This is a genomic window from Demequina soli (assembly GCF_000971195.1).
In the GTDB taxonomy this organism is placed as follows: domain Bacteria; phylum Actinomycetota; class Actinomycetes; order Actinomycetales; family Demequinaceae; genus Demequina; species Demequina soli.
The window spans coordinates 124,711-137,439 of sequence record NZ_BBLZ01000008.1 but is presented as its reverse complement, the minus strand read 5'-3'; the positions used below and the strand labels follow the sequence as shown (position 1 = coordinate 137,439).

The window sequence follows — 12,729 nt, the reverse complement described above, 5'->3', positions numbered from 1 at the left end:
TCCGATCATGAGCACCGAGACCCTCCCCGAGGCCCCGCACGAGGAATCCTCGATCGACCTTGCCGTCGGCGGCATGACCTGCGCAGGCTGCGCCGCCGGCATCCAGCGCGGGCTCGCGGTCCTGCCCGGCGTCGGCTCCGCCGCGGTCAACATCGCGACCCGCCGCGCGACCGTCCTGCCTGACGGCACGCTCGACCGCGACGAGCTCGAGGACGCCATGCGCGCCGCCATCACGGGGCTCGGGTACGAGGTCCTCACCCGCGCGGTGGGGGACCGGACGTCGGACGGGGACGCGCCTCGTCCCGACTCGCGCGAGGACGAGGCCGAGGCGCAGGCCCGCAACGACGAGCGCCGCATCGCCGACTTCCGCCGCCGCTTCCTGGTCGCCGCCACGCTGACCGTGCCCGTCGCCCTCATCTCGATGATCCCCGCGCTGCGCTTCCCGGGGTGGGAATGGGTCGCGGCCGTGCTCGCGACGCCCGTGGTGTGGTGGGCCGCGCTGCCCTTCCACCGTTCCGCCCTCAAGGGCGCCCGTCACGGCACCACCACCATGGACACGCTCGTGAGCCTCGGCTCCGCGGTGGCGTGGCTGTGGTCGGTCGCGCTCCTGACGACGGGCGCCGAGGGGCACGTCTACTTCGAGACGGGTGCCGTCATCGTCTCCCTGATCCTGCTGGGCAAGTGGCTCGAGGTGCGCTCGACGGCGCGCGCGGGCGACGCGATCCGCGCGCTCGGCGCGCGCCAGAGCCCGACCGTCACGCTCGAGGACGGCACCGTCATCGAGCGTGCCGACCTGGGCGTCGGCATGCGCTTCCTGGTCCGGCCGGGCGAGGCGATCGCCACCGACGGGACCGTCGTCGAGGGCGCCGCCGCCGTCGACGCGAGCCTGGTCACCGGCGAGCCCGTCCCCGTCGCGGCCGCGCCCGGCGTCGAGGTGGTCGGCGGCACCATCGCCACCGACGGGTCGCTGACCGTCGAGGCGACCCGCGTGGGCGAGGAGACGATGCTCGCGCAGATCGCCCGCATGGTCGACGAGGCGCAGGCCGGCAAGGCCCGCATCCAACGCCTCGCCGACCGCGTCTCCGCGGTGTTCGTGCCCGCCGTCATCGCGCTCGCGCTCGTCACCGCCGCGCTGTGGCTCGCCTTCACCGGCGACGCCTCCGCGGCCGTCACCGCCGCCGTCGCCGTCCTGATCATCAGCTGCCCGTGCGCGATGGGTCTCGCGACGCCGCTCGCGATCATGGTCGGCACCGGCCGCGGTGCCCAGATGGGCATCCTGGTGCGCGGCGCGCAGGCGCTCGAGGACGCGCGGTCGCTTCAGACCGTGGTGCTCGACAAGACGGGCACCGTCACCGAGGGCCGCATGGAGGTCACGTCCTCCCTGGTCCCCGGCCTGGAGGACGATGCGGCCGGCACCCTGCTCGACGCCGTCGCCTCCGTCGAGGCGCGCTCGGAGCACCCCGTGGCCCGCGCGATCGCGGCATCCCGCGACGCCCGGATCCCGCTCAAGGGCTTCCGTTCGACCCCCGGCCAGGGCGTCACCGCGACCGTGCAGCGGGCGGGCGCCGAGGGTTCCCACGCGGACGTCACCATCGGCTCGAGGCGCCTGTTCGACACGCTTCCGGACGAGCTGGCGGCCTGGGCGACGGCCCGCGAGGAGCGAGGCGAGACCGTCGTGTTCGCAGGCCGCGCCGCACCCCTCGGGGGCGGGCTGCTTGGGGCGGGCGACGCATCGTCCACCCTGACCCGGACGGCGCTCGCGGCCGAGGCCGCCATCGCCGTGCGCGACCGCCTCAAGGACACGGCGCCCGCCGCGGTCGAGGCGCTGCACGGGCTCGGCGTCGACGTCGTGCTGCTCACGGGCGACAACCGGCGCGCCGCGGAGGCGGTGGGGGCCGCGCTCGGGATCGACCGCGTGATCGCCGAGGTGCTGCCCGGCGACAAGGAGGCCGTCATCCGGGAGCTGCAGGAGGGCGGACGGCGGGTCGCGATGGTCGGCGACGGCGTCAACGACGCCCCCGCGCTCGCGGCCTCCGACCTGGGGATCGCGATCGGCACGGGTGCGGACGTCGCGCGCGAGGCCTCCGACCTCACGATCGTGGCGGGCGACCCGCGCGCCGCGGCGGACGCGATCGCGCTGTCGCGGCGCACCTACGCCACCATCCGCGGCAACCTGTTCTGGGCGTTCGCCTACAACGTGTTGATGATCCCGCTCGCGGCGTTCGGGGTGCTGGACCCCATGCTCGCCGCCGCCGCGATGGGCGCGTCGAGCCTGTTCGTGGTCGGCAACTCGCTGCGCCTGCGGGGATTCCGGAGGGGCTGAGCGCGACCCGTCAGCGGCCCGCCACCGACCACGCGAGGGCGGACCGGGAGGCGGTGACGCGGCCCGCGGCATCGGCCGCACGCGCGGACACCATCCCGTCCGAGTGCGCGGCGACCAGCAGCGCGAGCTGCGCGCGCTGCAGCCGGTGCAGGTCGCGGGCGGCCTGCGCGCCGTGCCGCTCGCGCATGTCGGCCCGCGCGGCCCGGCGCCGGTTCCGCGTCGAGAGCCCGTCGAAGTCGGCCGGGCTCACCAGGTGGTCCGGCACGGTCACGCGCGCCGTCCGCGCGAACACGGCGCGCTCGCGCAGGTGGCTCACGTGCAGGGTGGTCGCGAGCACGATGACGATCGGCACGCCCTTGATGAGCGCGGCCGTCACCTGGGAGCCGTGGATGAGCGGCGAGTTGAGGAAGCCGTGCAGCACCATCGCGGCGCCCAGCGAGCCGAGCGCGACCAGCCAGCGCCGCCACGCCGGACCCACCGCGACGAAGAAGTAGCCGATGCCCGCGCCCGCGACCGCCGAGAACGCCGCGTGGCTCCACAGTCCCGCGACGATGCCGCGCAGCACGAAGACCTGCGCCACCGCGTCCATCGGGTTGCCCGCGAGCGCAGCGGTGCGCGACGTGTAGAGGAAGCCCTCGAGCACCTGGAAGCCCAGGCCCACCATGCCGCCGTAGAACGCCGCGTCGGCGACGGTGCGGATGCGGGCGCCCGGGATGAGCGCCAGCGCGACCACGCCGAGCGCCTTGAGGGGCTCCTCGACCAGCGGCGCCGCGATCGCGGACAGCCACGGCGAGTCCTCGCCCAGCCACTGGCCGACGATCTGGTGCATGGCGGGACCCGCGATCCGCGAGATGCCCACCGCGACGACCGCGCCCCACGCGATCGCCCCGACCACGTTGACGAGGGGCCGCCTCTCGTACAGCTCGAGCAGGTACACCGCCGTGGCGAAGACCAGGCCGTACAGGGTCCACACCGCCGCCGAGGCGGCGCCGGACAGCGGGTTGGCGAGCAGGGACTCGAGCGCCAGCGGCGTGACCTGGGCGAACGCGCCGATGGCGAGCACGATCATGGTCCAGAACACCCAGGACCGCCCGTCGATGAAGGTGGGGGTGCGGGGGCGGGGGATCCCACCGCGCACGCGCGCGGCGCTGGTCATCCGACGGCCCGCGGGAGCACGAGCGTGCGGATGAGGGCCTGCGCGGAGGCGGACGCGGCGTCCCACGAGGCGGTGGGCGACGTGAGGGCCGCGACGACCTCCTGGGTGCCGTCCGACACCACCCAGGCCTCGCCCGTCTGGGTGGCCTCCTGCACCACGACCGTCGCCGCGTCGTCCCCCGCGTCCGTGGTGAACCCCTTGGGTGTGGTGGCCACGGAGTTCGGGTCGGCGGAGCTGGCGAGCCAGCTCCGCGCGAGGGCGTCGATGCGCACCGCCGGCGGCGTGGTCGAGGCGCGCGGCGCCGTGATGACGAGCTGCGCGCCGCCCTGCGTGAGGGTGAGCGTGCCGGCGGCGGAGGACGCCTGCGACCAGTCCTCGGAGACCGCGACCGTGGCGCCGCCACCGATGTCGACGCGCTGCGGCGCGCTGGGCGCGGAGACGGCGATCGCGACGCGCGGGAGGACCACGGCGTAGGCGAGCGCGATGAGCAGGACGACGAGCGCGCCCGCGAGGGAGCCGCGCCCGATCAGCCGCACGGCGAGCGGCTGGGCCTGGCCCAGGGTGGCCGCGTCAGCGGCGGAGGACGCGCCGCTGCTCATGATCGCGACGCTAGCACGGAGGCCCGTCCCCTCTCAGGTCGAGTCGTGGCCGTCCGGGAGGGCCCCGGACGAGGGTGGGATCAGATGGCGTCGAGCGCGCGGGCGAGGTCCTCGCGGAGGTCCTCGACATCCTCGAGGCCGATGCTCAGCCGCACGGTCGCCTCGCACATGCCGACCGCGGCGCGGCGCACGGCGCCGAGCTTGCGGTGGGTCGTCGTGGCGGGGTGCGTCGCGATGGACTTCGCGTCGCCGAGGTTGTTCGACAGGTCGATGACGCGCAGCGCGTCGAGGAACCGGAACGTCGCCGCCTTCGCCTCGGGGCCGTGCGGGTCGACGCCCTCGTCGAGCGCGATGTCGATGGTGACGAGCGTGCCGCCCATCGTCATCTGGCCCTTCGCGCGCTCGTACTGCGGGTGCGACGGCAGCAGCGGGTAGCGCGCGACCGCGACCTTGGGGTGCGCCTCGAGCCACTGCGCGAGGTCGAGCGCGGAGGCCGCCTGCGCCTTGACGCGCACCGCGAGGGTCTCGAGCGACTTGCCGAGCACCCACGCGGTGAACGGCGACATGGTCGCGCCCATGGTGCGCACCATCTGGCGCACCTTGCCCACGTACTCCTTCGAGCCGAGCACCGCACCGCCGAGGACGCGGCCCTGACCGTCGATGTGCTTGGTGGCGGAGTACACGACGGCGTCGGCGCCGAGCTCGAGCGGCTTCTGGCCGAGCGGCGTCGCGAACACGTTGTCGACGATGAACAGCGCGCCGGCCTCCTTGGCGCGCGCCGCGACGTGGCGCAGGTCCACGACGTCCTGCATGGGGTTGGTGGGGGACTCGCAGAACACGGCGGTGGCGGGGGTCGCGAGCGCGCGGTCCCAGTCCTCGTTGACGTGTCCGTCGACGTAGTCGACGCGGATGCCCCAGCCGGCGAAGTAGTCGTCGAAGGTCGCGATCGACGTGCCGAACAGCGCGCGCGAGGCCACCAGGCGGTCGCCCTGGCGCAGGATCGACGCGAGCGCCACGAACACGGCCGCCATGCCGGTCGCGGTCGCGAAGCAGTCGTCCGCGCCCTCGATCGCGGCGAGGCGCGTCTCGAACATCGTCACCGTCGGGTTGGCGTAGCGCGAGTACTGGTAGCGGTCGATCTCGCCCGCGAACGCGCCCTCCGCCTCGGCAGCCGTCGGATAGACGTACCCCTGCGTCATGAAGATCGCCTCGGACATCTCGTCGAACGGCGTGCGCACGTGGCCGGCGCGGACGGCGAGGGTGTCGGGACGGAGCTGCGGGGCGTCTTCCGAGGTCATGGGCTCAGGCTACCGGCGCGGTGCGCCCCGGGACGATGCGGCGGCCGGGCAGGTGTGGGACCCGGCCGCCGCATCGTCCTCAGGCCTCGCGGACCGCGTAGGCGCGGCCGGAGACGCCGGTGGCCGTGAGCGAGCCGTCGCGGGACACGACGGTGACGGTGTCGCTCGAGCCATCGGACGCGTGCAGGGCGACCTCGCGCGTGTCGGGGCCGCCCGGGTAGACCACCAGCTCGACGTCGGCGAGGTAGTCGTAGTCCGGGCGGTCGTCGCGGGTGCCGCGCGCGAGCACGGTGCCGGGGCGCACGTACAGCGGCATCGAGTCGAAGCCGTGCACCTCGCGCCGCCAGCGTCCGCCCGCGACGCGCTCGCCCGTGAGCAGCGACGTCCACTCGCCCTCGGGCAGGTAGAGCGACACCTCGCCGGACTCGGACATCACGGGCGCCACCAGCAGCGAGTCGCCGAGCATGTACTGGCGGTCCAGGTGCTGCGTCGCGGGGTCGCCGGGGAAGGCCAAGAACATCGGCCGCATCATGGGGACGCCCGTGGTCGCGGTCTCGACGGAGGCGGTGTAGAGGTACGGCATGAGCGACAGCTTGAGCTTCGTGAACGTGCGCGCGACGTCGACGGCCTCGTCGTCGAAGGCCCACGGCACCCGGTACGAGCTCGACCCGTGCAGGCGCGAGTGCGAGGACATGAGCCCGAACGCGAGCCAGCGCTTGAACACGCCCGCGTCGGGGGTGCCCTCGAAGCCGCCGATGTCGTGGCTCCAGTACCCGAAGCCCGAGCTCATGAGCGACAGCCCGCCGCGCAGGGTCTCCGCCATCGACACGTACGACGACGAGTTGTCGCCGCCCCAGTGCACCGGCATCGTCTGGCCCCCCGCGGTCGCCGACCGCGCGAACAGCACGGCGTCGCCCTCGCCGCGCTCCTCGACGAGCGCCTCCCACACGGCCTCGTTGTAGAGCTGCGTGTAGAGGTTGTGCATCGTCTCGGGGCTCGAGCCGTCGTGCCACACGACGTCGGTCGGGATCCGCTCGCCGAAGTCGGTCTTGATGGCGTCGACCCCCTGACGCACGAGGACGCGGATGAAGTCCTGGAACCACGCGCGCGCGGCGGGGTTGGTGAAGTCGACCAGCGCCATGCCCGCCTGCCACTGGTCCCACTGCCACACGCTGCCGTCGGGGCGCTTGACCAGGTAGCCGTGCTCGAGGCCCTCGCGGAACATCCGTCCGCGCTGCGCGATGTACGGGTTGATCCACGCCGACACGTGGAGGTCCTTGTCCTCGTGCATCCGCTCGAGCATGCCCTCGGGGTCGGGGAACACCCGCTCGTCCCACACGCCGTCGGTCCAGTTGAACTCGCGCATCCAGAAGCAGTCGTAGTGGAACACCGACAGCGGGATGTCGCGCTCGCGCATGCCGTCGACGAATGATGCGACCGTCGCCTCGTCGTACTGCGTCGTGAACGACGTCGACAGCCACAGGCCGAAGGACCACGCGGGCACGCGCGGCGGGCGGCCGAGCAGCGCCGTGTAGCGCTCGACCGCCTCGGCGGGCGTGGGGCCCGCGAAGACGAGGTACTCGAGCGACTCGCCCGCGGTGGAGAACTGCACCCGCTCGACGGCCTCGGAGCCCACCTCGATGCTCACGTGCTCGGGGTGGTTGACCAGCACGCCGTAGCCGCGCGACGACAGGTAGAACGGGATCGACTTGTAGGACTGCTCGGAGCTGGTGCCGCCGTCGGCGTTCCAGATGTCCACGGTCTGGCCGTTCTTCACGAACGGGCCGAAGCGCTCACCGAGCCCGTAGATGGTCTCGCCCACGCCCAGGTCGAGCTGCTCGTGGACGTAGGCACGATGCGGCGCGAGCCCGGTCTCGGAGTAGCCGGCCACGCCGGCCGGCTCGGCGGGCACGGGGGCGTCCTTCGCCAGCGTCATGTAGCCCACCGAGTGGTGGCCCGACCCGGTGATGCGCTCGCCGTCGACCTCGAAGTCGAGGCGCCACGGCGCGCCCTGCGCGACCCGCGCAGTCAGGCGGCCGGAGGTCAGGGTGCCCCCCGCATCGTCCACCGCCGCGACGCCCGTGCCCTCGACGGCGCCCGGCATCCGGAAGCCGGGGGAGCGCCGTGCGCCCTGGTGGTGGTCGATCCGCACGCGCACCACGCCCTCGAGCGGCGAGCTCAGCGTGACCGTGAGCATCGCGCGGTTGAGCACGTCGCCGCGGGCGCGGATCACGCGGGTGGGGGCGTGGACGGTGAGGGTGTCGCCCTCGGCCCAGACGTCGTACGCCTCCTCGGCGTAGAGCGCGTCGACGCCGGGCCGGCGCATCCAGAATCCGTCGGTGAACTTCACTTCACTGCTCCTGCCGTGATGCCGCGCGTGAGGGTGCGCTGGAAGATGAGGAAGAAGATGATCGTGGGGATCACGCTGATGAGCGTGCCGGCGATCAGGGTGGTGGTGTCGGTCTGGCGCTCGCCGTTGAGCTGCTCGAGCAGCAGCGGCACCGTGAGGCTGTCGGAGGTGTTGAGGAACGCCAGCGGCAGCAGGAACTCGTTCCACGTCCAGATGAAGAAGAACACCATGAGGACGGACAGCGTGGGCCGGAGGATCGGAACGATCACCGAGCGCAGCACGCGCCCGCGGGTGGCGCCGTCGACCGACGCGGCCTCGAGGATCTCCTTGGGGAACGTGCCGAGCAGGCTCGACAGCAGGTAGGTGCCGAAGGCCGACTGGATCACCACGAACGTCAGGATGACGGACCAGGGGTTGGAGAGCAGGCCGATCTTGTCGTAGAGCTTGAACAGCGGGTCGAACAGCATCTCCTGCGGGACCAGGTTGGCCATGAGGAAGATGAGCACGATCCAGGTGCGGCCCCGCACGCGGCCGATGCCGATCGCGAACGAGTTCAGCACGGACACCACGACGGCGATGAGGGACACCATCGTCGAGATGAACACCGAGTTCCACAGCGCGCGCGGGAAGTTCTGGGTCTCCCAGAACGTGCGGATGCCGGTGAGGTCGAGCTTCTCGGGCAGCTGCAGCGGGCCGGAGTTCGCGTAGTCCGCGGGGGACTTGAACGCGTTGAGCAGCAGCAGGAGCATCGGGAACACGATCGCGAGGGCGCCGAGGATCGCCGCGATCAGCAGGATCCACTCGGTGGCGGTGCGAGGGCGTGCCCTGTTCTTGGTCGGCGCCGTGGTGTCGACGGGGGTGGGGGCCTGGGCGACGGCGGTCATGGCGTCACGCCTCCTTGCGCTCGGCGCGGTTCTGCACGCGGATGAAGATGATGGCGACCACGACGACCACGAGCGTGATGGCCGACGCGATCGTGGCGGCGTAGCCCTTGTCGGTGCCGCGGATGAACTCCTCGTACGCGTAGTACGAGGGCACATAGGTCGACTTCGACGGGCCGCCGTTGGTGAGGATGAAGACCGGCGCGAACACCTTGAGCGCCGCGATGGTGGTGGTCAGCGCGACCACGAACACCTCGGGCTGGATCATCGGCAGCGTGATCGCGCGGAAGCGCTGGTACCAGTTGGCGCCGTCGAGCTCGGCGGCCTCGTACAGCTGCGGGTCGACGCGCTGGAGGGCCGCCATGAAGATGACGACGGGGTAGCCCAGCTGGATCCAGATCATCAGCACCATGACGGAGGCCATGGCGGTCGAGTACTGCCCGCCGAGCCAGTTGACCTCGACGGTCGACCCCGTGATGACAGACAGGAACTGGTTGAGCACGCCGTCGGAGTTGGGCTTGAGGATCCAGGAGAACATCACGCCCGCGACCGCGATCGGGAGGATCTGCGGGAGGTAGTAGGTGGCGCGCAGGAAGCTCGACAGGCGCGCGCCGAAGCGGCGGCCCACCACGTCGAAGAGCAGCGCCGCGATGATGAGGCCCAGCAGGGTGGGCACGATCACCATGGCGATGATGACGAGGAAGATGTTCTTGAACGACTGGATGAACTCGTGGTCCGAGGCCAGGGCGATCCAGTTGTCGAGGCCCGCGAAGTGCTCCTCGGCGCGCCCGCCGCGCCAGTGGAAGAAGCTCAGGCGCACGTTGCGCACGATCGGGTAGAAGATCACGAGGCCCACGAGCAGCGTGCCGGGGATGAGGTAGAGCCAGTAGCCGAGCTTGCTGGAGTCGCGCTGCGGGATACGCGCGGGTTCGTCGGTGCGACGCGGGCGGGTGCGGGGTGCGAGGGAGGTCATGAGGGATCCGTCTCTGGCGGGGGCCCCGGGCCGGCCGGGGCCCCCGCGTGGTCGAGGCTTAGTTGACGGTCGAGACGTAGCTCTCGTAGTAGTCCTTCAGCTGGGCGTCGGCCTCGTCCGTGGTCGCGTCGCCGTTGACGATGCTCTGCATGACGGAGTTGAGGTCGCCGTAGAAGGTCGGGGTCGGCCAGTCGGGGTAGAAGGCCAGGCCGTCGCGGTCGTTGACCTCGTTGAACAGGTCGATGAGCTGCTTGGCGTTCGGGTCGGTGATGTCGGCGGTGTCGGCGGCGACGGGCAATCCGCCGGACTCGCCGAGCAGCGCCTGGACCTCGGGGTACATCGTGACGTCGATGAACTTCTCGGCGAGCTCGGGGTTCTTCGACTGGGCGGGGACCACCCAGATGTTGCCGCCCGAGCCGGGGGTCAGCGTGGTGTCGGGCCAGTTGGCGATGCCGAAGTCGAACGTGGTGACGTCGCTGAGCATGCGGCCGTACCACCACGAGCCGGAGTAGAACATCGGGGACTCGCCGTTGATGAACTGCAGGCCGGCGTCCTCGGCGGTCATGCCGGAGGCGTCCTTGCTGATGTAGCCCTTGCTCACCCAGTCCTCGAGTGTCCCGGTCGCGGTGCTGACCTCCGTGCCGGACCAGTCCACGGGGTTCTCGTACAGCTGGTAGTCGTTGACCCACTGGCGGTCGGCCTTGGACAGCGCGAGCTGGTACCAGAGCTGGCCCATCGGGTACTCCTGGGCCGAGGTGGTCAGCGGCGTGACGCCGTTGTCGACGAACGTCTGCATCGCGGCCTCGAGGCTCGCCTCGTCCGTCGGCACGTCGATGCCGTACTGGTCGAACATGTCCTTGTTGTAGTAGAGGAAGACGAACTCGCCGTAGTTCGGGACGCCGTACCAGGAGCCCGAGCCCATGACGCCGTTCTCGTCGTACTTGGCGATGGTGTCGACGCCCGCGCTGAGCTTGTCGGCCCAGCCGTACTTCGCGTAGGCGTCGTCGAGCGGCAGGATCACGCCGGTCGCGGCGAGCTGGCCGGCGGTGCCGTTGCCCTTGTTGTACTCGGACACGTCGGGCGCGTCGGAGGAGTCGAAGAGCTGCTGCGCGGAGGCGTTCAGGTCCTCGAACGCGGTGTTCTGGAGGTCGACGGTGGCGCCGGTCTCCTTCTCGAAGATCTCGATGGCCTTGTTCCACGCCTTGCCCATCGCGGACTCGTCGCCCTCGTAGTGCATGACGGTGAGGGTCTGGCCGGAGAAGTCGCCCGAGCCGCCGGACGCGGACGCCCCGTCGGTGGAGCCTCCATCCGAGGACGAGCATGCGCTCAGGCTGAGCGCGCCGGCGGCGAGCACGGCGGTCGCTGCGGTGATGCGGTACTTCATTGTCCGTTCCTGCTTCCTTGTCGTGGCCCGGAGGCCGGCTGGGTGCATCGTCCCCGCGCCTCTTTCGAAGCGCTTCGACGATGCGGGCGCGTGGGTCGCCGCACGGGTGTGACGGCTGCCCGGGTCAGTCGGGGGGTGTCGCGCGCGCGAGCACCGACCCGTGGTCGATGTAGGCGGGTGGGAGGAGGACGATGCGGGGGCTGCGGTCCCCGCCGTCGATCGCCTGGACGAGGAGGTCCACGGCGGCGGCGCACGACGCGTGGGCGTCGAGCGGCATCGTGTCGAACGGCACGGCGAACCGCGCGGTCGAGAAGCTCACGCCGGCTGCGATCACCGACACGTCGCGTGGGACGACGAGCTCGCGCGTCGCGAGTATCGCGGACAGCGACGACGCGACGTCGGGCGTGGTGCTGAGCACGATGCCGTCGAGGTCGGGCAGGCGCTCGAGCAGGCGGCGCACGCTGCCGTCGGCGGTGTGGCCGTTGGGGTGGACCACCGCGTGCGCGACGCCGCGCTCGTCGCAGCGGGCCAGGAACGCGTCGCGGAAGCGCAGCGGGAAGTTGGAGCCGCGCTCGAGGGTCTCGGGGCGGTGGGAGATGAGGCCGATCTGCCTGTGCCCGGCGTCGACGAGCCGGTCGACCGCCTCGCGCGCCGCCGCCTCGAAGTCGAGGTCGACGCAGATGAGGCCCGCGGTGTCCGCCGGGATGCCCACGAAGACCGTCGGACAGGCGAGGGTGCGCGCCAGGGGGACCCGTGCATCGTCCACATCCACGTCGAGCACGACGATGCCGTCGGCCAGCTGCGTGGCGGCCGAGCGGCGCATGCCCTCGAGCGCGTCGTCGTGGACCAGCAGGAGGGTGTCGAAGTTGTGGGCGCGCGCAACCTTGGTGGTCTCCATCGCGAAGGCCATGTGCGCGGCGTCGTCGGTGTCGGCGTGCACGGGCTCGCTCACCGCGATGATCTGCGAGCGGTTCGCGGCGAGCATGCGCGCACTCGCATGCGGAAGGTAGCCCAGCGCATCGGCGGCGGCGAGCACGCGGGTGCGGGTCTCGGCGGTGATGGAGCGCTTGCCGGACAGGGCGTAGGACACGGTCGAGATCGACACGCCCGCGGCCTGCGCCACGTCTGCGATCGTCGCCATCTCGACTCCATCGTCCCGGGTGCCGGCTGGCCGCCGGCGGGCGGTCGAAGCGCTTCGACGCGCCGCGATGTCCCGAGATTATGTTGGTCGCCGCAACAAAGCAAGCCGGGTTACCGAATCGTGACGTTCGCCCTCCGGCGGCGGTCCCGACGGCGTTCGCCGCGGGCGGTCAGCCCTGGTGCCAGGGGAGGCCGGCGCCCTTCCAGCCCTGCCAGCCGCGGTGGCCGTGCTCGTCGGTGGCGCCCTCGAAGCCCTCGAGGACGTTGTAGGCGGGACCCAGGCCCGCGGCGGTCGCGGCCTCGGCGGCGCCGATGGAGCGCGCGCCCGAGCGGCACAGGAACACGATCGGCTGCCCCGGCTCGACGCCGGTCGCCTGGAGCTGGTCGAGGAATCCCTCGTTGCGGTTCATCGCCGGGTAGGACACCCACTCGATCAGCGCGGCCTGCTTGCCCAGGCTCGAGGCGTCGGGGACCCCGGTGAAGCGCCACTCGGCCTCGGTGCGGACGTCGACCAGGATCGCGCCGGGCTGGTCCTCGAGCAGCTGCCACGCCTCGTGCGGCGTCAGGTCTCCGGCGTACGTCATGGCGGTCCTCTCGGGTGGGGATGCGCGCCAGTCTAGGTCCG

General features: G+C 71.9%; 10 protein-coding genes. 1 reads left to right on the top strand and 9 read right to left on the bottom strand.

What is annotated here, in order from left to right; genetic code table 11:
- The first annotated feature begins 7 nt into the window (after nt 1–7).
- A complete protein-coding gene (locus tag AOM04_RS13320) occupies nt 8–2,323 on the top strand; it encodes a heavy metal translocating P-type ATPase (protein WP_062465277.1) in 2,316 nt (771 codons plus the stop codon).
- 10 nt (nt 2,324–2,333) lie between these two features.
- Here AOM04_RS13320 and AOM04_RS13315 read toward each other — a convergent pair whose 3' ends face one another.
- The 9 genes from AOM04_RS13315 to AOM04_RS13275 all read right to left on the bottom strand — a co-directional run bounded on the left by AOM04_RS13315 (nt 2,334) and on the right by AOM04_RS13275 (nt 12,688).
- Nucleotides 2,334–3,479 carry a PrsW family intramembrane metalloprotease gene (locus AOM04_RS13315; protein ID WP_062465276.1) on the bottom strand — a complete coding sequence of 382 codons (1,146 nt, stop codon included), beginning with the start codon at nt 3,477–3,479 and terminating at the stop codon, nt 2,334–2,336.
- On the bottom strand, nt 3,476–4,078 hold the full coding sequence (locus AOM04_RS13310; protein WP_062465275.1) for a hypothetical protein: 603 nt from the start codon (nt 4,076–4,078) through the stop codon (nt 3,476–3,478). Before AOM04_RS13310 ends, AOM04_RS13315 begins: the two co-directional genes overlap by 4 nt.
- Nucleotides 4,079–4,158: 80 nt before the next feature.
- Nucleotides 4,159–5,376, bottom strand: a complete 1,218-nt coding sequence (gene metZ, locus AOM04_RS13305) for an O-succinylhomoserine sulfhydrylase (RefSeq protein ID WP_062465274.1) — start codon at nt 5,374–5,376, stop codon at nt 4,159–4,161.
- Nucleotides 5,377–5,455: 79 nt separating this feature from the next.
- The gene (yicI, locus tag AOM04_RS13300) at nt 5,456–7,726 is read right to left on the bottom strand and encodes an alpha-xylosidase (RefSeq protein ID WP_062465273.1); all 2,271 of its coding nucleotides are present in this window, start codon (nt 7,724–7,726) and stop codon (nt 5,456–5,458) included.
- Entirely contained in the window at nt 7,723–8,610 is an 888-nt protein-coding gene (locus AOM04_RS13295) for a carbohydrate ABC transporter permease (protein ID WP_082104664.1), read from the bottom strand. Before AOM04_RS13295 ends, yicI begins: the two co-directional genes overlap by 4 nt.
- A 4-nt stretch (nt 8,611–8,614) precedes the next feature.
- A complete protein-coding gene (locus AOM04_RS13290) occupies nt 8,615–9,580 on the bottom strand; it encodes a carbohydrate ABC transporter permease (RefSeq protein ID WP_062465272.1) in 966 nt (321 codons plus the stop codon).
- Between the two features lie 58 nt (nt 9,581–9,638).
- The gene (locus tag AOM04_RS13285) at nt 9,639–10,964 is read right to left on the bottom strand and encodes an ABC transporter substrate-binding protein (protein ID WP_062465271.1); all 1,326 of its coding nucleotides are present in this window, start codon (nt 10,962–10,964) and stop codon (nt 9,639–9,641) included.
- 124 nt (nt 10,965–11,088) lie between these two features.
- Entirely contained in the window at nt 11,089–12,105 is a 1,017-nt protein-coding gene (locus tag AOM04_RS13280; RefSeq protein WP_062465270.1) for a LacI family DNA-binding transcriptional regulator, read from the bottom strand.
- A 169-nt stretch (nt 12,106–12,274) separates the two neighbouring features.
- Nucleotides 12,275–12,688, bottom strand: coding sequence for a rhodanese-like domain-containing protein (locus AOM04_RS13275; protein ID WP_062465269.1), 414 nt, complete (start codon nt 12,686–12,688; stop codon nt 12,275–12,277).
- Nucleotides 12,689–12,729: the final 41 nt, after the last annotated feature.